This window comes from Haladaptatus halobius (assembly GCF_020618475.1).
Lineage (GTDB): Archaea > Halobacteriota > Halobacteria > Halobacteriales > Haladaptataceae > Haladaptatus > Haladaptatus halobius.
This window is the reverse complement of sequence record NZ_CP085335.1, coordinates 421,692-440,993: the sequence shown is the minus strand read 5'-3', so window position 1 is coordinate 440,993 and position 19,302 is coordinate 421,692. Positions and strand designations below refer to the sequence as shown.

Annotated in this window: 23 protein-coding genes and 1 pseudogene; 14 read left to right on the top strand and 10 right to left on the bottom strand. The window is 66.4% G+C overall.

Going from position 1 to position 19,302, the window contains the following annotated elements; all coding sequences use genetic code 11:
- Nucleotides 1–29 precede the first annotated feature (29 nt).
- Both LIW51_RS02470 and LIW51_RS02465 read left to right on the top strand, forming a co-directional pair.
- Nucleotides 30–287, top strand: a complete 258-nt coding sequence (locus tag LIW51_RS02470) for a DUF5789 family protein (RefSeq protein ID WP_227375668.1) — start codon at nt 30–32, stop codon at nt 285–287.
- A gap of 45 nt (nt 288–332) precedes the next feature.
- A complete protein-coding gene (locus LIW51_RS02465; protein ID WP_227375667.1) occupies nt 333–644 on the top strand; it encodes a transcription factor S in 312 nt (103 codons plus the stop codon).
- Nucleotides 645–1,077: 433 nt separating this feature from the next.
- Here the strand turns inward: LIW51_RS02465 and LIW51_RS02460 are convergent, their stop codons facing one another.
- From LIW51_RS02460 to LIW51_RS02450, 3 genes are read right to left on the bottom strand one after another with little or no spacing between them, the layout of a single operon-like run.
- The gene (locus LIW51_RS02460; protein ID WP_227375666.1) at nt 1,078–1,800 is read right to left on the bottom strand and encodes a methyltransferase domain-containing protein; all 723 of its coding nucleotides are present in this window, start codon (nt 1,798–1,800) and stop codon (nt 1,078–1,080) included.
- Nucleotides 1,797–2,189: a nascent polypeptide-associated complex protein gene (locus LIW51_RS02455; protein ID WP_227375665.1), complete on the bottom strand. Its 393-nt coding sequence runs from the start codon at nt 2,187–2,189 to the stop codon at nt 1,797–1,799. Before LIW51_RS02455 ends, LIW51_RS02460 begins: the two co-directional genes overlap by 4 nt.
- Nucleotides 2,190–2,239: 50 nt before the next feature.
- Complete coding sequence (locus LIW51_RS02450; protein WP_227375664.1) at nt 2,240–2,710, bottom strand: PUA domain-containing protein; 471 nt, start codon at nt 2,708–2,710, stop codon at nt 2,240–2,242.
- A gap of 147 nt (nt 2,711–2,857) precedes the next feature.
- On the opposite strand from LIW51_RS02450, the gene LIW51_RS02445 reads away from it, so the two are divergent.
- Complete coding sequence (locus tag LIW51_RS02445; protein ID WP_227375663.1) at nt 2,858–3,034, top strand: hypothetical protein; 177 nt, start codon at nt 2,858–2,860, stop codon at nt 3,032–3,034.
- Here the strand turns inward: LIW51_RS02445 and LIW51_RS02440 are convergent.
- The 3 genes from LIW51_RS02440 to LIW51_RS02430 are packed head-to-tail and all read right to left on the bottom strand — an operon-like array spanning nt 3,031 to nt 4,598.
- Nucleotides 3,031–3,528 carry a LabA-like NYN domain-containing protein gene (locus LIW51_RS02440; RefSeq protein WP_227375662.1) on the bottom strand — a complete coding sequence of 166 codons (498 nt, stop codon included), beginning with the start codon at nt 3,526–3,528 and terminating at the stop codon, nt 3,031–3,033. The genes LIW51_RS02445 and LIW51_RS02440 overlap by 4 nt on opposite strands.
- Nucleotides 3,529–3,577: 49 nt before the next feature.
- A complete protein-coding gene (locus tag LIW51_RS02435) occupies nt 3,578–4,219 on the bottom strand; it encodes a metallophosphoesterase family protein (protein ID WP_227375661.1) in 642 nt (213 codons plus the stop codon).
- Nucleotides 4,220–4,265: 46 nt separating this feature from the next.
- Nucleotides 4,266–4,598 carry a DUF8070 family membrane protein gene (locus LIW51_RS02430; protein WP_227375660.1) on the bottom strand — a complete coding sequence of 111 codons (333 nt, stop codon included), beginning with the start codon at nt 4,596–4,598 and terminating at the stop codon, nt 4,266–4,268.
- Between the two features lie 273 nt (nt 4,599–4,871).
- Between LIW51_RS02430 and dapA the strand changes: the two genes are divergently transcribed.
- From dapA to LIW51_RS02400, 6 genes are read left to right on the top strand one after another with little or no spacing between them, the layout of a single operon-like run.
- Nucleotides 4,872–5,762 carry a 4-hydroxy-tetrahydrodipicolinate synthase gene (gene dapA, locus LIW51_RS02425; protein ID WP_227375659.1) on the top strand — a complete coding sequence of 297 codons (891 nt, stop codon included), beginning with the start codon at nt 4,872–4,874 and terminating at the stop codon, nt 5,760–5,762.
- Nucleotides 5,759–6,520 (top strand): 4-hydroxy-tetrahydrodipicolinate reductase, encoded by a 762-nt coding sequence (gene dapB, locus LIW51_RS02420; RefSeq protein WP_227375658.1) that lies wholly within the window; start codon nt 5,759–5,761, stop codon nt 6,518–6,520. The genes dapA and dapB overlap by 4 nt, the downstream gene beginning before the upstream one ends.
- Nucleotides 6,517–7,341, top strand: a complete 825-nt coding sequence (locus LIW51_RS02415) for a 2,3,4,5-tetrahydropyridine-2,6-dicarboxylate N-succinyltransferase (RefSeq protein ID WP_227375657.1) — start codon at nt 6,517–6,519, stop codon at nt 7,339–7,341. Before dapB ends, LIW51_RS02415 begins: the two co-directional genes overlap by 4 nt.
- The gene (gene lysA / locus LIW51_RS02410) at nt 7,338–8,579 is read left to right on the top strand and encodes a diaminopimelate decarboxylase (RefSeq protein WP_227375656.1); all 1,242 of its coding nucleotides are present in this window, start codon (nt 7,338–7,340) and stop codon (nt 8,577–8,579) included. Before LIW51_RS02415 ends, lysA begins: the two co-directional genes overlap by 4 nt.
- The gene (dapF, locus tag LIW51_RS02405; protein ID WP_227375655.1) at nt 8,576–9,412 is read left to right on the top strand and encodes a diaminopimelate epimerase; all 837 of its coding nucleotides are present in this window, start codon (nt 8,576–8,578) and stop codon (nt 9,410–9,412) included. The genes lysA and dapF overlap by 4 nt, the downstream gene beginning before the upstream one ends.
- On the top strand, nt 9,409–10,476 hold the full coding sequence (locus LIW51_RS02400; RefSeq protein WP_227375654.1) for a M20 family metallopeptidase: 1,068 nt from the start codon (nt 9,409–9,411) through the stop codon (nt 10,474–10,476). Before dapF ends, LIW51_RS02400 begins: the two co-directional genes overlap by 4 nt.
- Nucleotide 10,477: 1 nt before the next feature.
- On the opposite strand, the gene LIW51_RS02395 is transcribed toward LIW51_RS02400, so the two are convergent.
- The 3 genes from LIW51_RS02395 to purB form a co-directional block, all read right to left on the bottom strand.
- Nucleotides 10,478–10,642 carry a hypothetical protein gene (locus LIW51_RS02395; protein WP_227375653.1) on the bottom strand — a complete coding sequence of 55 codons (165 nt, stop codon included), beginning with the start codon at nt 10,640–10,642 and terminating at the stop codon, nt 10,478–10,480.
- Nucleotides 10,639–10,818, bottom strand: a complete 180-nt coding sequence (locus LIW51_RS02390; protein ID WP_227375652.1) for a DUF5518 domain-containing protein — start codon at nt 10,816–10,818, stop codon at nt 10,639–10,641. Before LIW51_RS02390 ends, LIW51_RS02395 begins: the two co-directional genes overlap by 4 nt.
- A gap of 167 nt (nt 10,819–10,985) precedes the next feature.
- Nucleotides 10,986–12,365: an adenylosuccinate lyase gene (gene purB, locus LIW51_RS02385; protein ID WP_227375651.1), complete on the bottom strand. Its 1,380-nt coding sequence runs from the start codon at nt 12,363–12,365 to the stop codon at nt 10,986–10,988.
- 167 nt (nt 12,366–12,532) lie between these two features.
- On the opposite strand from purB, the gene purH reads away from it, so the two are divergent.
- Both purH and LIW51_RS02375 read left to right on the top strand, forming a co-directional pair.
- Complete coding sequence (gene purH, locus LIW51_RS02380) at nt 12,533–14,149, top strand: bifunctional phosphoribosylaminoimidazolecarboxamide formyltransferase/IMP cyclohydrolase (RefSeq protein WP_227375650.1); 1,617 nt, start codon at nt 12,533–12,535, stop codon at nt 14,147–14,149.
- A 202-nt stretch (nt 14,150–14,351) separates the two neighbouring features.
- Nucleotides 14,352–14,618 carry a zinc ribbon domain-containing protein gene (locus tag LIW51_RS02375; RefSeq protein ID WP_227375649.1) on the top strand — a complete coding sequence of 89 codons (267 nt, stop codon included), beginning with the start codon at nt 14,352–14,354 and terminating at the stop codon, nt 14,616–14,618.
- Nucleotides 14,619–14,645: 27 nt separating this feature from the next.
- On the opposite strand, the gene LIW51_RS02370 is transcribed toward LIW51_RS02375, so the two are convergent.
- The gene (locus LIW51_RS02370) at nt 14,646–15,374 is read right to left on the bottom strand and encodes an alpha/beta fold hydrolase (protein ID WP_227376711.1); all 729 of its coding nucleotides are present in this window, start codon (nt 15,372–15,374) and stop codon (nt 14,646–14,648) included.
- Nucleotides 15,375–15,534: 160 nt separating this feature from the next.
- On the opposite strand from LIW51_RS02370, the gene LIW51_RS02365 reads away from it, so the two are divergent.
- The 3 genes and pseudogenes from LIW51_RS02365 to LIW51_RS02355 form a co-directional block, all read left to right on the top strand.
- A complete protein-coding gene (locus tag LIW51_RS02365) occupies nt 15,535–16,047 on the top strand; it encodes an SHOCT domain-containing protein (protein ID WP_227375648.1) in 513 nt (170 codons plus the stop codon).
- Nucleotides 16,048–16,118: 71 nt separating this feature from the next.
- Nucleotides 16,119–18,548 carry a dihydropteroate synthase gene (gene folP, locus LIW51_RS02360; RefSeq protein WP_227375647.1) on the top strand — a complete coding sequence of 810 codons (2,430 nt, stop codon included), beginning with the start codon at nt 16,119–16,121 and terminating at the stop codon, nt 18,546–18,548.
- Nucleotides 18,549–18,579: 31 nt separating this feature from the next.
- A pseudogene (locus tag LIW51_RS02355) lies at nt 18,580–19,164 on the top strand (S9 family peptidase); the annotation flags it as partial.
- Nucleotides 19,165–19,302: the final 138 nt, after the last annotated feature.

The window sequence follows — 19,302 nt, the reverse complement described above, 5'->3', positions numbered from 1 at the left end:
CTAATACCGCGACCGTCATCCGTATTACCATGACACGAGATGTCAAGCTCAATCACGTGGAGTCCGTCATCGAAGAGTTGTCCTACCCGATTTCGCGCGGTGACGCGGCCGAGCAGTTGGAGGACGTTACGCTCATCCTCGCCGACGGCGAGAAGAACCTCGGCGAGCACGTCTCGCAATCCAACGACGATGAGTTCGACTCGGTGGACGATCTCGAAAACGAGATTCTCAACAATCTGCCGCGGCGGGCGGTCGGCGAACCGTACCAGTCGGAAGGCGAGGGCTGAGAAGCAGGTCCTTTAAATGGACGCGTCGGCTATCCCGGGACAACGATGGAGTTCTGTGACGAGTGCGGTTCCATGATGAAAGCCGACGACGGTCTCTGGGTCTGCGGGAGCTGCGGCTACGAGAAACCGAGAGGCGACGCCGCCGAGTACGTCATCACCGAAGACCAAGAAGCCAGCGAGATCATCGAGAGCGGCGGCGGAAGCAGCGGACTTCCGACCACCACCGCTCAGTGTCCCAACTGCGACAACGACGAAGCCTACTGGTACATGCAACAGATTCGCTCGGCCGACGAGAGCGAAACGCGATTTTTCGTCTGCACCGAGTGCGAGCACAAGTGGCGCGAAGACGATCATTAATACCGAGCTTTTCATCGAGCGGGTCGGCGCCGCCGACCCGCTCGATGAAAAGCTCGACCAAAAGCACGGCGTCACCTCCTCAGGCGCTCCTTTCGGTCGCGCCTTCGAAGGTTCCTTGGCCCGCTCACTTCGCCCGCGATGAGCGACGGAAGACTCTAGCGGTTGCGTCACCGGCCGACTCCCGGCGGTCGTGTCGCTTGCTGATTTTTAGCGGCTGTGTCACTGCTACAGCGTGCTGGTAAGCCGATCGACCGCTTTCGGGACGCACGCTCCCCGGGAGGGGATGGGGCCACGAGGACGGGCGGCCCGAACCGGGGCCGCCCGTTTGCAGGCGGTGCGGAGTTGGCCCTAGCGACTTCCGTCGTGTCGCGATGTCAGCGATCGCGGGAGACAACTCGTTTCTGGCTCCGTTCCGGTATTAAAGGGTTCGTCGCTACGCCTTCCGCGCGAACGTCAGATAACCCGTATGTCCGACGCCGGTGGTCGTGGGGCGCGTCCCGCGTTCGTCGAAGTCCATCTCGCGCTGGATGGTCTCCATCGTCCGGAGGTCGTCGAGGTTCGCTTCGCGCGCGGCCTCGGCAACGTCGCGGGCGGTCTCCACGAACGGGGAGTAGACGCCGAGCGAGCCGCCGTCGGCGAGTAGGTCGGGCGCGTGTGCGACGATTTCCGCCGCGTCCGGCGTGTCGAGCGTGAGCACGTCGAATTCGCCGAGGTCGCCGAACCGTTCGGTCACGTCGCCGGTTCGAACGTCCACCGCGTCAGCCACGTCGGCCATCTCGATGTTCTCGCGGGCCACGTCGGCGAACTCCGGTTTGCGCTCGAACGTCACGACCTCTGCACCGATTCGGCCGAGATAGCCCGCCAGAACGCCGGTTCCGGTGCCCGCGTCGAGCACGCGGTCGCCCGCGGCGACGCCCGTCTCGCCGACTATCAGACCCACGTCTCGCGGGAGCATCGGCGCGCCGGTTCGCTCGAAGTGGTGAAAGAGGTCCGGCCCGCGAAGTCGGCGAACCGTGAACTCCTCGTCCAAATGCGTGGTGAGGACGTCCCCCGGTCGCGCGTTCTCCGGCACGGTCAAGACCCCGAGGTCGGTCTGCAGTTCCTCGCCAGGGTCGCGCAGGTACTCTCGGTCGCCGTGGACGAGAAGTATCGTCACTCCAGTCGCTCGACCGCCGCCGCGAGGTCGCCGTCGGTCGCGACCAGCGCCTCGCGGGCTTCGTCCTCGCTCGCGCCCGTGCGCTGGGCGACGATCTCTACGTCGGCGTCCGGAACCGCGCCCGCGGAGTCCGCAGCGCTCTGGTCGACGGACGTCCCGCCCGCACCGCCGGACGCTTTGCGCGTCTCGGCGTCGCCGACTATCTGGTAGGTCTGCTGTCCGCGGGCGTCCATCCGCGTGACTTCCGGGTCGCTGAAGACGAGTTCCTCGCCGTCACCCGTGCGGATGATCACTTCCTCGGCATCGACGTCGTCTACTTCGATGCCCATCTGCTTCATCATCTCTTGCATCTTGCGTGGATTGAGTCCACCGCCGCCTCCTCCGAACATACGCGAATCGTCGGAACGAAGGGGCAAAAGCGTGACGCAAGCGCGGCGGACTACTCGCCAGCGCCGTCGCGCACCTTCACCGCCATCCCGGTGTCGAAATCCAGCATCGCGTCGGCGTCGAGTTCAGCGCGGCCGACGGCGAGCAGGTCACCGTCCTCGTGCGTCACCAGCACTTCGTCGCCGGCGCGAACGTCGGGGTCGACCTCTGCGACGAACTTGGCGAAGACGTTCTTGCCGTCGCGGACGAACGGTTCGCTCTCGTCGCCGACGACGACGCGACCCGCCGGGGAGTCGAGGGCGTCCGCGAGGCGACTCCCACCCGCGATACCGAGCGTGAATCGCCCGTCGGTGGCGTAGGTGACGAGCCGCGACCCGTCGGCATGCACCTGCTGCGGTCGCCCCGACGACGACCTCCGGATTTCGAGGTCGTCGTCGGGGTGGAATAGGGCGGTGCCGGCACCGGTTCCGAACTGGTAGTCGGCGGTCACGCGTAGCGCGGGCAGATCCTCGGCATCGGTCATCAGTCCGGTTTCGAAACGGGTGGGGGAAAGCCCTTCGAATCCGCTCACCAACAATTGGTTTGTTATGGCATGACATTGTCATAGAGTACCACGGAGCGGGTTATCGATTTGAGAGCGATTTATTAGTCGGGAGACCCAAGAGCGCGTATGAACTCGAAAGAACTGCTCGGAATCGCGCTCCTCGTCGTGGGAACCGTCCTCATCATCGGCGTCTCCACGATGACCGGCACGCTCGTGACGAACGTCCTCGCGGGGCTCTCGACGCTGGCGCTCGCCGGCGGCGCGCTGATGTACGGAACCGCCGAAGACGGTCGGCCGGTCTAAAGGAGGAACGTGTCTGCCCGTTCGCTGAGGTCGATGAAGGCGTCGGCGGCGGCGACGAGTTCTTCGGCGGACGATTCTTCGAATCCCATCACTTCCACGCGTACTCCTTCGTGACGGAGATGCATGGCGAGCCGGGCGAAATCGCCGTCGCCCGTACAGAGCACGACGGTGTCCACCTTCGGTGCGAGCGTGATGGCGTCGAGACACATCCCCACGTCCCAGTCGGCCTTCTTCGACCCGTCTCCGAACGTCTTCAGGGCCTTTATCTTCGTCTCGAAACCGATCTCGGTGAGCGCGTCGAAAAAGCGGTCTTCGTCGGGGCTGTCGGCTTGGATGACGTAGGCGATAGCTCGCGTCACCCGGCGGTTCTGCGCCGCCTTCGAGAGCAGAGACGAGTAGTCGATATTTCGACTATAGACGCTTTGAGCGGTGTGGTAGAGGTTTTGCGCGTCCGCCAACACCGTGACGCGCTGATCCGGATGAATCTCGGTCATACCATGGTGTGATAACTACTGGCATAAAGAGGTTCCTGCTCTGCACTCATCACTCGACTGGTGTTTCGAACCACGTGAGCGAGAGGGAATCGGGGTCGAGCATGTAATATCGCTCCCACGTCGGCGCCAGACTGACGACGCGAGTGTCTCCGAGCGCCGTCTCCGCGTGCTGGTGGTGGTGGCCGACGAGACAGAGTTCAGGGTCGAGCACTGAGAGCAGGTCGTCGACGTGCGAACAGCCCACGTCATAGTCCTCGGCGACCGGTAGACCGTGGGGCGCTTCGTGGGTCAGCAGCACGTCGACGGACTCCAGCGCCATCGCGCGCTCCACGTCCTCGCGCGTGAAGTGACGACGGCGCTCGGCGACGAGGTTCGCGCGCGGGCGGTCGTACTGCGTCGGCGCGTAGTTCCCCGATAGCCCGGCGACGCGGACGCCGTCGAGGTCGACCGTGGTGCTGGCGAGCAGGGTGGCGTTTCGAACGTCCGAGTTCGAAACCAGCCCGTTGCGCAGCGCCGCGATGGTGTCGAAATCCTCGTTGTTGCCCGCGATGAACCACGTCGGCTTCGGGAGATCGTAGTACATCAGGTCGCCGAGCTGCAGCGCGACATCGGCATCCGCCTCTCGGTAGGCCGCGAAGAGGGCGCGCCGATTGTCGGGATCAGCCGCGTGGGCGTCTCCGAGGACGAGCATCGGTGAGATGTATTTCGGACAACGTGATAAGACCGCCGGATTTCATTCACCCGAGGAGAACAAGCCAGACTGCGGAGAACGATAGGAGACTGACGCCGTAGAAGAGGAGTTTGACGTCGTTGTCCATCTGCTTCGGCGTCAGGTCCGCCGGGTCGACGATGCCGCTTCGGAACCCCATCGCCTGCTGGTTCGTCATCGCCGCGCCCATCCGGACGGTGCCGGTTCCGCCGAGCACGAGCAGTATGGTGACCAGCCCGAGGCCGAACAGGGAGACGAGCGCGAGGTCCGACCGCGTGACGACCGAGACGGCGGCGACGGTCGCCCCAGCGTAGACGAGCGCGTAGCGCGCGCCGCATCGGGCGATGAGATGCCAGTCCATTAATGGACGAACGGTTGATAGGTATTTGAATCTGCCCGAGAGGTGTCGCATGGTCTGCCGACGGCGCAAGGCATAAGTCCTCGGGGAACAGCCATTGTTCCACATGCCATGTGCTGTGACGCTCGCTGCTCGCTATTTCGGGCGGGAGAGCGACAGCACGGTCGGAAAACGCACAAAACGCGCGGCGTAACAGGTTCGTGGCGGGCGTGGCGACCCCGTTTCGAGCCATCCTCGTTCTGTACCGCGCGCCGACCGACCTCCGACCAGAAACCGATGACAGACACAGATTCACCGTTCCGCGGGGTCTACCCCGCGATGACGACGCCCTTCGCGGGCGAGAGTATCGACTTCGACCAACTTCGCAGCGACGCCCAGCGCCTCGAACGGGCTGGGGTTCACGGCCTCGTCCCCGTCGGCTCGACCGGCGAGAGCGCGACCATGACCCACGACGAACACGTCGAGGTGATCGAGGCGGTCGCGGACGCGGTGGACGTGCCCGTGATCGCGGGCGCGGGAAGCAACGCGACCCGCGAAGCCCTCGAACTCTCCCGGCGCGCCGCGGACGCCGGGGCGGACGGACTCCTCCTCCTCTCGCCGTACTACAACAAGCCCGAACCAGAGGGGATGGAACGGCACTACCGCACCATCGCCGACGCGGTCGACCTCCCGCAGATCGTCTACAACGTTCCGTCCCGGACGGGCCGCAACGTCGACGTGGAGACGACCGTCTCGCTGGCCGAACACGAGAACGTCGTCGGCTACAAGGCCGCGAGCGGCGACCTCGGGCGGATCGGCGAGATAATCGAGCGAACGCGGGACGAGGAGTTCGCGGTGCTGTCGGGCGACGACGCGCTCACGCTCCCGATGCTCGCCATCGGCGCGACCGGAACCATCAGCGTCTCGGCGAACGTCGAACCCGAGCGCACCTGCGAACTGGTCGAATCGGCGCTCGCCGGCGACTACGAACGGGCGCGGGAACTCCACCGCGAACTCGGGCCGCTCTTCCGCGCGCTGTTCCGGGAGACAAACCCGATTCCGGTGAAGGCCGCGATGGAGATTCGGGGCTATGGTCCGGGCGAACTCCGGCTTCCGCTGTCGCCGCTTTCCTCGGAGCATTACGAGGACCTCGCGGCGGTACTCGACTCGCTGGAGGAGTCCGAATGAGACGGGTCGCGGTCACGGGCGCGACGGGACGGATGGGTCGCACCGTCATCGAGGCCGCGGCGGAGCGAGACGACGTGGAGGTCGTCGGCGGCGTGAGCCGCGACCCGCCCGCGGACGTCGCCGGGGTTCCGACGAAACCGGCGCAGGAGTTCGGGGCAGTGCTCAGGGAGTACGACCCCGACGTGCTCGTCGATTTCTCCGCCCCGTCGAGCAGTCAGAACTACGTCGCCGTCTGCGGGGAAGCGGGCGTCGCCTGCGTCGTCGGGACGACCGGTTTCGACGAGCAGGGCGAATCGGTTCTCCGAAGCGTGAGCGACCACGTCCCCGTCCTCAAAGCGAGTAACTTCTCGCGGGGTATCCAAGCGCTCCTCCGGGCGGTCGAAGGCGCGGTCGCCGACCTCCCCGGCTACGACGTGGAGCTGACCGAGACCCACCACAACGGGAAGCGAGACGCGCCGAGCGGCACGGCGAAGACGCTCCTCGACAGAATCGCGTCCGCTGGCGGCCCCGAAGAACGGGTTCACGGGCGCGAGGGAGACGCCCCGCGCCGGCCGGGCGAAGTCGGCGTCCACGCGCGCAGGGCGGGCGGAATCAGGGGCGAACACGAGGTGCTGCTGGCAAATGAGAACGAGGAACTGCGCCTCGTCCACCGCGCCGGGAGCAGGGCGGTGTTCGCCGACGGCGCGCTCGACGCGGCGGCGTGGCTGGCCGGACGGAATCCGGGATGGTACGATTTTAGCGAGGTGATCGGCGAATGAGAAACGAGATACGAGAGCTGTGGCATCGATACGAGTCGAACGATTTGAACGCGGAGAGCGCCGGGGGCGACGAACACGCGACCCTGAACGCCTTCCTCGACGCGCTGGAGGCGGGCGAGGCCCGCGCCGCCGAGAAGCGCGGCGGAAGCTGGGAGACGAACGAGTGGGTGAAACAGGGAATCCTGCTGAACTTCGGTCTCCGGGACATTGAGGGGCGCGAGTACGGCGACGTGACCTACCACGACGTGCTCCCGCTCCGGCAGACCGACGACTTCCCCGGCAGGGGCACCCGAAACACCCCCGACGGAACCGTCCTCCGCCGGGGCGCACACGTCGGATCGAACTGCATCCTGATGAGTCCGAGTTTCGTCAACGTCGGCGCGTACGTCGGCGACGGGACGCTGGTGGACTCCTGCGACACGGTCGGCTCCTGCGCGCAGATCGGCGAGAACGTCAAACTCGGCGCGAACGCCCTCATCGGCGGCGTCCTCGAACCGGTCGAGAGCACTCCCGTCGTCGTCGAAGACGAGGTGTCGCTCGGCGCGGGCTGTCGCGTCACCTCGGGCTTCGTCGTCGGCGAGGGGAGCATCGTCGGGGAGAACACCCTGCTCACGCCGCGGATTCCCGTCTACGACCTCATGGACGAGGAGATACTGTACGGGCACCTCCCGCCGAACCGCCGGGCGTTCACTCGGTTCGTGGAGTCCGGACTTGGCGACCACGACCTGTTCGACGGCGGGGCCTACAAGCCCGCCGTCGTCGCACTCGACGTGGAAGCCGACACGCTCGCGCAGGTCGAACGCGAGGAGGCGCTGCGATGAGCGCGACGACCGACACCCCGCCGGTACGCCGCCTCGCCGACTGGTCTTCCGACCGGCTCGCCTCGCTCGCCGAGGAGCACGGGACGCCGCTCTACGTCACCGACCTCGACCGCGTGCGCGAGAACTACCGGCGATTCGCGGGCGCGTTCCCGGACGCGGACGTTCACTACGCCGCGAAGGCGAATACGTCGCGGGCAGTTCTCCGAACGCTCGAAGCCGAAGGGTCGAGCGTCGAGTGCGCGTCCGCGGGCGAGACCGAACGCGCCTTCGCCGCCGGATTCGAGGGAGAGCGCGTCCACTACACCGCCGTCAATCCGCCGGGCGAAGACCTCGACAGGGCGGTCGAACTCGCCGACGAACACCCCGGACTGACTATCACGGCCGGGGCGAAGGACACCGTCGACCGACTCGCCGAGCGAGGCTACGACGGGCGGCTCTGTCTCCGCGTCAACCCCGGCGTCGGTGCCGGACACCACGAGAAGGTTCGAACCGGCGCCGACGCCAAGTTCGGCGTTCCCTACGACCGCGCCGCGGCCCTGCTCGAAGACGCCGCGGACGATTTCGACGTGGTCGGCGTCCACGCCCACGCCGGAAGCGGAATCTCGGGCGACGACCTCGGCAACCACCGCGAACTCGTCTCGCAGATGGGCGAACTGGCGCGGAGCCTCGATTTCTCGCTGGAGTTCGTGGACGTGGGCGGCGGATTCGGCGTTCCTTATCGACCCGACGAACCTCCGCTCGACATCGACGCAGTCGCGGACGCGACCCGAAACGCGCTTGGCGACGTGGATGCGACGCTCGTCGTCGAACCGGGTCGCTACCTCGTGGCCGACGCCGGCGTCCTCCTGACTCGCGTGAACACGGTCAAGGAAGCGACGGAGACGACCGTCGTCGGCGTTGACGCCGGGATGACGACGCTCGCGCGACCCGCGCTCTACGACGCGTATCACCGCGTCCGAAACGTCACCGGCGACGGCCCCGAAGTCGAGACGACCGTCGCCGGACCTATCTGCGAGAGTTCGGACACGTTCGGCGAACACGCGATGGCCGAACCGCGGCGCGGCGACCTGCTGGCGGTCGGCAACGCGGGGGCGTACGGCTACGAGATGGCGAGCCAGTACAACTCGCGGCCCCGCCCCGCGGTCGTTGTCGTGGACGGCGACCTCGCGGACGTCGTCAACCGCCGCGAGACGCTCGCCGACGTGACCGCGACCGAACGGGAGGTGGCGTGGCGATGAACTTCTCGTTCGAGAAGTACCACGGCACCGGGAACGATTTCATCGTCGTGGACGCGGACATCTGCGTCCCAAACCGGGCCGCGTTCGCCCGCGAAGCCTGCGACAGGGCCGAGGGAATCGGCGCGGACGGCGTGCTTTTCCTGGCGCTCGAACCGGACTACCGACCGCCGCGGGTCGTCATGACGCTCGTCCAACCAGACGGGAGCACCGCGGAGATGTGCGGCAACGGCGCGCGGTGCGCCGCGGTCTGGGCCGCCGAGCGAGCGAACGCGGACGAAGTGATGATAGACACGCTGGCCGGAACGCGCTATGCGAGAGTGCGCGACGGCAGTGCGACCATCGAGATGGGGCCGCCGAGATTCGCGCCCGACGCCGTTCCGGTCGCCCGAGACGAACCGCTCGTCCGGGAGCGAGTCGGCGACTACGAGGTGACCGCGGTGAACACGGGCGTTCCGCACGCCGTCGCCTTCGTGGACGACGTGCACGCAGTGGACATCGAGCAGGTCGCGCCGGAAATCCGTCACGCCGACGCGTTCCCGGAGGGCGCGAACGTCACCTTCGCGTCGCGCCGACCGGACGGGTTCGACCAGCGAACCTTCGAGCGCGGCGTCGAAGGCGAGACCCGATCCTGCGGAACCGGTGCGGTCGCCATCGCCGCCGTCGCCCGGCGACTCGAACTCGCCGACGACGAACGAGTGTCCGTGTCGCCGCCCGGCGGCGACCTCGACGTGACGGTCGGCGACCGAACCGTGTCGCTCTCCGGCCCCGTCGAACGGGAGTTCGAAGGTGACGTGAGCCTGTCCGCGACGGGGCGGCTCGATTCGGAAGCATGACCGGCTTCGACCACATCTCGTTCCTCGAACGGGCGGTTCGGACGGAGTCGCATGAATCGGTCGGCGAGATGCGAACCCTGCTCGTGGAAACGCTCGACTCGGGGGGCGCGGAACCTCGCGTCGACGACGCCGGAAACGTCCTCGCTGAGCGCGACGGCCCGAAAGACGGCCCGCACGTCGTGTTGAACACGCACATCGACACCGTCCCGCCGCACGTCCCCTTTTCGCGCGACGGCGACGAAATCCGAGGACGGGGTTCCTGCGACGCGAAAGGGCCGCTCGCCGCACTCCTCGACGCCTTCCTCGCGATGAACCCCGAGCGAGGACGCGTGACGCTCGCCGTGACGCCCGACGAGGAGACGAACTCGACGGGGGCGGCCGCGCTCGACGTGGACGCGGACGCGGTCATCGTCGGCGAACCCACCGGTCTCGACGTGTGCAACGCGGCCCGCGGACGCTTTCAGGCGACCGTGACGCTCCGGGGAGCGAACGCCCACGCCGCGAATCCGGAGGACGGCGTCAACGCGGTGGGCGCTCTCTCGCCCGTGCTGGAGGCGCTGAACTCCTTCGACGGAGGCGACGAACATCCCGAACTCGGCGCGCCGACGCTCACGCCGACGACGGTCGAGGGCGGAACGGCGACGAACCAGATCCCCGCCGAGTGCTCCTTCGTCGTGGACAGGCGGAGCGTTCCGCCGGAGAGCGCCGAGGAGTTCCGCGGGTCGCTCGAATCCCACCTCCGAGAGGCCGCGCCCGCGAAGGTTGACGTGACGGTCGCGCTCGCGGAACGCGACACGCCGTTTCTCGAAGCGTTCGAGACGCCGGCCGATTCGCGGTTGGTGCGGACGCTCCGAGACGCCGGCGGCGGCGAAGTGCAACCGTTCGGCGCGGCGACGGAGGCCTCCTATTTCGCGCAGGTCGCGCCGACCGTCGTGTTCGGGCCGGGCGTGCTGGCAGACGAGGAGGGGGCGGTCGCGCACGCTCCACGGGAGTACGTGCGCGCCGAGGACGTGACCGCGGCGGCCGACGCCGTGACCGAAACGCTGTCCGAACTGCTCGCGTAGTTTAGTATTCGTTCGCCAGATACGCGCCGACGTAGCCGCCCAGCGCGCTCAGACCCATCGTGTAGAGCAGCGCGAACGCCGCGAGCACGAGGACGAACGCCAAGAATCCGCCCGGCGCGCCGCCGAAGGAGAAGACGCTCACGACCAGAAACCCGAGCACGATCATCGGAACGCTCCGATGGCGCCCGAGACAGCACCGATTCGGAGGCCTTCGTTCTTGTTGGCGTCGCCGAGATATGCGGCGACGCCGCCGCCGAGGATAGGGGAGAACGGGAGGAAGGCGGTGACGATGGTCACGACGGCCCCGATAGCCGCGTGGACGAGTCTATTATCGTTTCCCATACGACATCTATTGGACGCCAGCGGAGATAAACGTCAAGGAAGCCGTCCGTCGAAATTAGACGGCCGGTTCGATTGCGGATCGAATTCGAGAACACGAAACCGGACACGTCGCCGAGCGACGTAACGATGCTTCGGGAGCGGGATAAAGTTCGGTCGAACCGGCGAGGTCAGTCGAGTTCGTCCACCAGTTCGTCGGCGAAACCGGTGTATCCAGCGGGAGTAAGGTCGTGCAGTTCCTCGCGCACGTCTTCGTCCACGTCCAGGTCGTCGAAGAGGTCGCGGAAGTCGGCGAGCGCGACGCGCTTGCCGCGGGTCAGATCCTTGACGCGCTCGTAGGCGTCCTCGTGACCCTCCCGCCGGAGGATGGTCTGTACCGCCTCGCCGATTATTTCGGGCGTCGCTTCGAGTTCCTCGCGCATGACCCGCTCGTTCGGGACGACCCTCCCGAGTCCGTCCTCCGCTTTCGTGTAGCCGAGCAAACAGTAGGCGAACGCCGCACCGACGTTTCGTTTGACGGTCGAATCGGAGAGGTCGCGCTGGAGGCGCGAGGTGGTGACGTAGTCGCCGAGAAACGCGAGGTCGGAGTTGGCCTTCGAGAGGTTCCCCTCGCTGTTCTCGAAGTCGATTGGGTTCACCTTGTGGGGCATGGTCGAACTGCCCGTCTCGCTCGCGGTCGCCTCCTGTCCAAGGTAACGGTCGCTGACGTAGAGCCACGCGTCGCGGTCGAGGTCGAGCAAGACGTTGTTTGCACCCCGGAGCGCGTCGAACAACTCGGCGAGATCGTCACAGGGGTTGACCTGCGTGGCGAGCGCGGTGTGTTCGAGTCCGAGGTTCGTCACGAACTCGCGCGAGAACGACCGCCAGTCCACATCGGAGTAGGCAGCGACGTGGGCGGCGTACGTGCCGCTCGCCCCCGCAAGTTTGCCAGAGAGGGACTCTGTCGCCCGCTCAACGCGACCGACGGCCCGCCCGAGACGGGCGGCGTAAACCGCCATCTCCTTGCCGAACGTGGTCGGCGTCGCCGGTTGGCCGTGCGTTCGGGCGAGCATCGGAACGTCGCGGTACTCGCGGGCCATCTCGGCGAGGTCGTCGCGGACGGCGGCGAGTTCCGGGAGCAAGACCTCCTCGACGGCGGGTTTGACCAGCAGTCGGTGCGCGAGGTTGTTCACGTCCTCGCTCGTCAGCGCGAAGTGAATCCATGAGGAGAGCTCTTCGAGGTGGTCCGGAAGCGAGTGGCGGACGAAGTACTCGACGGCCTTCACGTCGTGGTTCGTCGCGGGGTATCCGGCGTAGCCCTCGGTTTCGAGCGCCTTGACCGCGCCGGCGTCGTCTTCGTCGAACTCCTCGTAGAGTTCGCGTAGCGCGTCGCGGTCGTCGGACGAAATCTCGAAGGGCGTCGCGTCGTGGTCGGCCAGCGCGAGCAGATACTCCACTTCGACTCGCACGCGAGCGCGCATGAGCGCGGCCTCGCTCGCGTACTCGCGGAGGGGCGCAGTGCGACCGGCGTAGCGCCCGTCCAGCGGCGAAACGGCGAACAGGGAATCCATACGTGTGCCTGCCGGGGCGTTCGGCAAAAGCGTATCGGTACGATGACGCACAGACGTGCATATAAATCGCGTGAACAGGCGAATCGGTACGAAATATGAGCACAAAGTTGCATAGATTTTGGAACTCGACCGCAACTACTTTGCCCGCGCCGCACGGTCTTCCGACCATGACACAGATTGCGGGCATGGCCGGGAACCGCGGTCGAAATCTCTTGCACATCGACGACCTCGCTCCGGGCGGGGCGGAACTCGCGGTCGTGTTGACGAACGACGCGGACGCGCCAGTACTGGAGAAAGCCGAAGAGCGCGGGATTCCGACCGAAGCGGTCGAACTGGGCGACGACGAGTCGCGGCGGGAGCACGAGCGGCGGGTGCTCGACGCCCTTTCGAGGTACTACTTCGACCTCGTCTGTCTCGACGGCTACATGCGAATCGTCACGGGCGAGTTTCTCGACGAAGTGCCCGTGACGCTGAATGTCCACCCCTCCTTGCTCCCCTCGTTCCCCGGCACGGACGCATGGGGCGACGCCCTCGACGCCGGCGTGAGCGTGACCGGCTGTACGGTGCACGTCGTCACGGAGGCGACGGACGAGGCGGGCGCGGTCGACCCCGGCGAAGTCGACAGCGGCCCGGTCGTCACGCAGGAGCCGATTCCGGTCTACGAAGGCGATACGAGAGAGACCCTGAAAGAGCGCGTGCTCCATCGGGGCGAGTTCAAAGCCTACCCCCGTGCGGTGCGCTGGTTCGCCGAGGGGACGGTCGACGTCGATTACGAGGCGAACGCGGTTCGCGTCGAGGGCGACGAAGACGGCCCGCTCCCGGCTCGGCGGGTCGAGACCGCAGATCGGGCAGCGACGCTTCGGTACGGCGAGAATCCCCATCAGGACGCCGCGCTCTACGCCAACGCCGCCTGCGAAGAGGCGAGCGTCGTCCGCGCGGAACAGTTGAACGAGGGCGCGAAGGCGCTGTCGTACAACAACTACAACGACGCCGACGCCGCGCTGAACCTCGTTAAGGAGTTCGACTGCCCGGCATGCGCGGTCATCAAGCACACCAATCCCGCCGGTTGTGCCACCGCCGATTCGCTCGCGGAAGCCTACGACCGCGCGCTCTCGACCGACGCGAAGAGCGCCTTCGGCGGTATCGTCGCCCTCAATCGGGAGTGCGACGAGGAGACGGCGGCGCGGATAATCGACTCGTTCAAGGAGGTCGTCGTCGCGCCGGATTACACCGACGAGGCGCTGGCGACCCTCCGCGAGAAGAAGAACCTTCGAGTCTTGGCCGTGGGCGAACTGGGCAAAATCACCGAAACTCACACCGAAAAAGACCTCGTCGGCGGCCGACTCACGCAGGAGCGCGACCTGCAAGCGCCAAGCCGCGACGACCTCGAGGTCGTCACGGAGCGCGAACCGACCGAGGAACAACTCAACTCCCTGCTCTTCGCGTGGCAGACCATCAAGCACGTCAAGTCGAACGCCATCCTCTTCGCTAAGGGCACCGAGACGGTCGGCGTCGGCGCGGGGCAGGTCAGTCGCGTGGACGCGGTCGAGATAGCGAAGATGAAAGCCGAGCGCGACGCGGAAGGCAAGGACGCCGACGGCGCGGTGATGGCGAGCGACGCCTTCTTCCCGTTTTCGGACGCCATCGAGGAGGCCGCCGAGGCCGGAATCGAGGCGGTCGTCCAGCCCGGCGGGTCGGTCAACGACGAGGACGTTATCGAGGCCGCAAACGAGTACGGGATGGCGATGGTGTTCACGGGGAGTCGGTGCTTTAGGCACGATTGAACGCAGTGGAGAGCGCGTAAAGTTCGTCAGAGCAAGCTTTGGCGGTGTTTTAGACACGATTTCTCTTCGCTCAATCGTGTCCGAAGCCAGTGGTCGCAGCACGCGAAGGGTGACGTCTCGCGCGGTTTCCGCCACGACTGAACGGAGTGAAGGAGCGTTCGCTCGGGAGAAAGCTTATTATCCGAACGGTTTACGGTCTTCTATGAATCTGCGAGCAGAACACGGCGTCTATCTGGCGGTCTGGCTCGTCGTCATCGCCTTCCTCGTGATATTCTTCTACATGGGGCCGTTCGGCTGGAACATCGGGATATTCGTCCTTCTCGCAGTCCTCAAACTGGCCGACTTGAGCGGCTTCTTTCAGGGAACGCCGTCAGAGCCGAAGCGCAGCTGTTCCGAGTGCGGCGCTCGGAATCCCGCCGACCGAACCGCCTGCCACTACTGTGACGAACCTCTGACTGCTGCACCGTAACGACACCTCCGCCGCTTCGCCACCGATTCACAATCCGTCGAACAACGCCGTGAGCACGCGGTCGAACCGCTCGTGTTCTTCCAGCGTGATGCAGTGTCCGCTCTCCTCGAACAGTTCGAACTCGGCGTTCGGGATGCGAGCCGCCGCGTCCTCGACCGCGGCGACGGTTCGCCACTTCTCGTCCGCGCCGGCGCAGACGAGCGTCGGTACGTCGATTTCGGGGAGCACGTCACGGTAGTCGCGCACCGTGTAATCGAAGAGGATGGCGCTCGCTATCGGCCGCGGAATTCGGGAGAGTTCGTCGAATACGAGAGTTCTCGTCTCGTCCGACGGTGGTTCATCGAACGCCGCCCCGACGAGCCGTTCGATGAGGCTCGAACGGTCGGTCTGCACCAGTTCGAGGGTGCCGACGAGGCGTTCCAAGTCATTACTCCCGTGTTCGAAGTCGTCCCACCGGAACGCCGAGGCCGACATGTCCACGACCACGAGTCCCCGAATCCCGTCGATACCGAATCGGTCGACGTACTCCCACGCGACGAACGCGCCCATCGACCAGCCTACCAGAACGACGTCGTTCGGATTTCTCCGGTCGAGGAAGGCGCGCAGGTCGCGGGCGTACTGGGGCACGGTGTGTCCCGTCTCCGTCTTCTCCGACCGGTCGTGACTTCGGTAGTCGAACGCGACCGTCCGGAAGTCGTCCGAGAGCGCCGCCAACTGCGGCGCGAAGAATCGAATCCCGGTCATCACACCCGGCAGGAAGACGACCGGCGTCCCCTCCCCCTCGTCCTCGAACTAGAGTTCCGCTCCGTTGCACCGTTCGTAGGTTATCACGCCTCGCCCGACTCACATGGGTAAAATCGCCGCGGCCGAGCGAACCGGATACGATTAAAGTACGCTCGCCACCAACGTCCGGACGATGGGACTGCTCGGTGACTCCAAGGTCAAGGCGCTGCTCGCGGGGCTGGTGCTCTCGCTCGTCGTGCTCGTCGGCATCGCCGCGCTCGGACTGCTCGCGGCGCTCTCGGCGCTCGGCAATCCCGGGGCCGCCAACACGCCGCTGCTGCTGGTCGTCCTCAACGCCGCCGCGCCGTACATCGTGGCGCTCCTGCTAGACGGTCTCGTCGCGGGGCTGCTGTTCGTCGCGCTGACGATCGCCGCCGCCCGACGCGTGTCGATACCGCGGGACGACCGATTGGCGGGACTCGTCCGACGGGCCGAGCGACTGCACCCCAAAGCCAATTCGCTCGGTCTGTCGAAGCGAGTCGAACCGACGAGCGAAGACCGCATGGACGAGTTGAAACGGCGGTACGTCGCGGGTGAAATCGGCGAAACCGAGTTCGAGCGTCGGATGAAGCGGCTGATGGACGGCTCCGACGACGACCGAGCGCGGCGAGAGCGAAAGCGAGCGGAGCGCGAGTTCGAGCGATAGCGCCGACCCGTCCGTTTCGCCCGCCGTCAGAGTTCGACAATCTAAAGCGCCCGGCTTCTGTCGTCACAGGTATGGACTACCACGAGGCGGCGAACTTTCTTTTCGACCTGCGGCGGTTCCGCCCGAAGCCGGGGACGGAGTCCACCGCAGACCTCCTCGCGTACCTTGGCGACCCCCACGACGGCGTGCAGTTCGTACAGGTGGCCGGGTCGAACGGGAAGGGAAGCACGGCCCGGATGACCGAGCAGGTGCTCCGCGAAGCGGAGCTGACCGTCGGACTCTACACGTCGCCGCACTTCGACGACGTGCGCGAACGCGTCACGGTCGACGGGCGCAAGATACCGAAGTCCGCGGTGACCGAGTTCGTGGACTCGGTGCACGACTACGCGACCGACCGGGCGGCTGACGGCGACTCCCCGACGTTCTTCGAGGGAATGACGGCGATGGCGCTCTGGTACTTCGGGCGCGAGGACGTGGACGTGGCCGTCCTCGAAGTCGGCATCGGCGGGCGCTACGACGCGACGAGCGTGGTCGAACCGGTCGCCTCGGCGGTGACGAGCGTGACGCTCGAACACACCGGTATCATCGGCGAGACGGTCGAGGAGATCGCCCGCGACAAGGCGCACGTCGCGCCCGCCGACGCGCCGCTGGTCACCGGAACGGCGGGTGCTGCGCTGGACGCAGTTCGGGAGCAAGCCGGAGACGTCGTCGTGGTGGGCGACTCGGGCGACGTGCGGGCCACCTACGAGGGGAGGACGAACCACACAGAGGCTGCGATCTCGGTGTCGGGCGACGGTTGGAACGTCGAGACAGCCATCCCGCTGCTCGGCGAGTATCAGGCCCAGAACGCGGGTATCGCGGCGGTGCTCGCCCGGCAGGTCGCCGACGTGAACGAAGCCACGCTCGCGTGCGGACTCCGGAAGGGGTTCTGGCCGGGGCGGTTCGAAGTGATGGGCACCGACCCCCTCGTGGTGCTCGACGGGGCGCACAACCCCGGCGCGTGCGAGGCGCTCGCGGACACCGTCGACGAGTTCGAGTACGACGAGTTCCACCTCATCTTCGGCGCGATGCACGACAAGGACGTGCGGGGGATGGCCGACGCGCTCCCGACGCCGAATCGGGTCGTCGCGTGTCACCCGAACATTGACCGCGCGGAGGACGAGGAAGTCGTGGCGCAGGTGTTCGAGGACCGCGCCGACGACGTCGAGCGAATCAGTTCGGTCGAGAGTGCGCTGGACGACGCCCTGGCCGAGGCGGACGCGAACGACCTCGTGCTCGTCACCGGGTCGCTGTTCGCGGTGGCCGAGGCGCGAGCGCGGTGGACGCGCGACGAGATTCCGAAGCGAATCGGGAATCTGGACGAAGCGCGCAAGGCGCTGGAAGGGACGCACGTCACCCCGCCCGGCGTCTGGCGGATGCGCGGGAAGGCCGTCCATCGAGTGTTGAAGACGCGGGTTCAAACCCGGCAGGCCCAGTACGTCAAAGAGGAGATGCTCAGCCTCGGAGGCGAGTGCGCCCAGTCCGGGTTGAACGACCGGGACGACGAGAACATCGACGTGCTGCTGATGGGTACGCTGGCGCAGTTCAAGCGCCTCGCCGACAAACTCGACGGACAACCCTACGGCCTGTCGGTGTTCGCCGACGAACTCCGGAACGCACTCGGCATCCGGCGAAAGCGGGACGAGCGGGGCTACCCGTGGGAAGGACGGACGGCGGTGATGGGCATCCTCAACGTCACGCCGGACAGTTTCCACGACGGTGGGGAGTACGAAGCCCGCGAGGACGCCGTCGAGCGCGCGACCGAGATGGTCGAGGCGGGCGCGGACGTTATCGACATCGGCGGTGAGAGCACGCGCCCCGGCGCGGACGAAATCCCGGTCGAGACGGAGATAGAGCGCGTCGTCCCGGTCGTCGAGGAGATCCGCAACCTCGACGCGATGCTCTCGGTGGACACGCGGAAGGCGGCGGTCGCCCGCGCCGCGCTCGAAGCGGGTGCGGACATCGTCAACGACGTGTCGGGACTCGAAGACCCCGAGATGCGCTTCGTCGCCGCCGAATACGACGCCCCGCTCGTGGTGATGCACAGCCTCGACGCACCCGTGGTTCCGAACCGGTCGGTCGAGTACGACGACGTGGTCGAAGACGTTATCGCGGAGTTGGAAGAACGCGTTCTGCTCGCGGAGAAGGCGGGCCTCGACAGGAGTCAGATAATCGTCGACCCCGGACTCGGCTTCGGGAAGACGCCCGCGGAAAACTTCGAGTTGCTTGGCAGGACGGGGGAGTTACACGCGCTCGGCTGTCCCGTCCTCGTCGGCCACTCGCACAAGTCGATGTTCAATCCAGTGAACGAGGACGACCGGACCGCCGCGACGGTCGCCGGGACGACCATCGCCGCGGAGCGAGGGGCGGATATCGTCCGCGTTCACGACGTCGAGGAGAACGTCTCGGCGGTTCGGGCGGTAGCGGCGGCCGAATCGCCCGCAAAGTTCAACGAACCATAGGATGATATAACCGCATCGTGACGGCAGTGATATGGACGTTCGCCCGCTCGAACTGGACGACATCTACGACGTACGGCGCGTTTCTGACTGCTCTCTCTCTCCCGACGGCGACCGTGTCGCGTTCGTCGTGACGGAAGCCGACGAGGACCATCGGTCGCTATTCGTGGTACCGACGGACGCCAGCGACGACCCGCATCGCCTCACGCGCCTTCCCGGCGTAGGGTCGCCGAAGTGGTCACCGGACGGGACGAAACTCGGATTCGTCGCGAGCCGCGAGCGCGACGTATCGCTCCGGGTCGGACGCGAAGACGACGCGCCCGACGAGCCGAAATCGCAGGTGTGGGTGTTCGACCTCGAACGCAGCGGCGACACTAGGCAGGTGACCGACCGCGAGGGGGGCATCCGCGAGTTCGATTGGGGACCGGAGAGCGACCGCCTCGTCGTCTCGGCGCGCGACCCGACCGAGGAGGAACGAGAGTATCTGGAGGTCCGCCGAGAGGAAGACGCGCCGGTCGAAATCGAGCGCCTGCAGCACAAGGCCGACGGGCAGGGGTGGCTCGACGGCGTCACGAGCTACCTATTCGTCGTGGACGTAGAAACCCGCGCGGCGCGCCGACGTGGACGGACGATGGGACGCTCCTTTGTTCGGTCGGCGACGGTGCACGGACGTGACTCGTTCGACTCGACGTCACCCGCGACGCGCCGGAACGCGTATTTGACCGACAGGGCGAGTACCGGACGATACGGTCATTCG

Coding starts and splice junctions, on each gene's coding strand:
- LIW51_RS02470 (WP_227375668.1), top strand. CDS start 30: ATGACACGAGATGTCAAGCTCAATCACGTGGAGTCCGTCATCGAAGAG.
- LIW51_RS02465 (WP_227375667.1), top strand. CDS start 333: ATGGAGTTCTGTGACGAGTGCGGTTCCATGATGAAAGCCGACGACGGT.
- LIW51_RS02455 (WP_227375665.1), bottom strand. CDS start 2,189: ATGTTCGGAGGAGGCGGCGGTGGACTCAATCCACGCAAGATGCAAGAG.
- LIW51_RS02450 (WP_227375664.1), bottom strand. CDS start 2,710: ATGACCGATGCCGAGGATCTGCCCGCGCTACGCGTGACCGCCGACTAC.
- LIW51_RS02445 (WP_227375663.1), top strand. CDS start 2,858: ATGAACTCGAAAGAACTGCTCGGAATCGCGCTCCTCGTCGTGGGAACC.
- LIW51_RS02440 (WP_227375662.1), bottom strand. CDS start 3,528: ATGACCGAGATTCATCCGGATCAGCGCGTCACGGTGTTGGCGGACGCG.
- LIW51_RS02435 (WP_227375661.1), bottom strand. CDS start 4,219: ATGCTCGTCCTCGGAGACGCCCACGCGGCTGATCCCGACAATCGGCGC.
- LIW51_RS02430 (WP_227375660.1), bottom strand. CDS start 4,598: ATGGACTGGCATCTCATCGCCCGATGCGGCGCGCGCTACGCGCTCGTC.
- dapA (WP_227375659.1), top strand. CDS start 4,872: ATGACAGACACAGATTCACCGTTCCGCGGGGTCTACCCCGCGATGACG.
- dapB (WP_227375658.1), top strand. CDS start 5,759: ATGAGACGGGTCGCGGTCACGGGCGCGACGGGACGGATGGGTCGCACC.
- LIW51_RS02415 (WP_227375657.1), top strand. CDS start 6,517: ATGAGAAACGAGATACGAGAGCTGTGGCATCGATACGAGTCGAACGAT.
- lysA (WP_227375656.1), top strand. CDS start 7,338: ATGAGCGCGACGACCGACACCCCGCCGGTACGCCGCCTCGCCGACTGG.
- dapF (WP_227375655.1), top strand. CDS start 8,576: ATGAACTTCTCGTTCGAGAAGTACCACGGCACCGGGAACGATTTCATC.
- LIW51_RS02400 (WP_227375654.1), top strand. CDS start 9,409: ATGACCGGCTTCGACCACATCTCGTTCCTCGAACGGGCGGTTCGGACG.
- LIW51_RS02395 (WP_227375653.1), bottom strand. CDS start 10,642: ATGATCGTGCTCGGGTTTCTGGTCGTGAGCGTCTTCTCCTTCGGCGGC.
- LIW51_RS02390 (WP_227375652.1), bottom strand. CDS start 10,818: ATGGGAAACGATAATAGACTCGTCCACGCGGCTATCGGGGCCGTCGTG.
- purB (WP_227375651.1), bottom strand. CDS start 12,365: ATGGATTCCCTGTTCGCCGTTTCGCCGCTGGACGGGCGCTACGCCGGT.
- purH (WP_227375650.1), top strand. CDS start 12,533: ATGACACAGATTGCGGGCATGGCCGGGAACCGCGGTCGAAATCTCTTG.
- LIW51_RS02375 (WP_227375649.1), top strand. CDS start 14,352: ATGAATCTGCGAGCAGAACACGGCGTCTATCTGGCGGTCTGGCTCGTC.
- LIW51_RS02365 (WP_227375648.1), top strand. CDS start 15,535: ATGGGACTGCTCGGTGACTCCAAGGTCAAGGCGCTGCTCGCGGGGCTG.
- folP (WP_227375647.1), top strand. CDS start 16,119: ATGGACTACCACGAGGCGGCGAACTTTCTTTTCGACCTGCGGCGGTTC.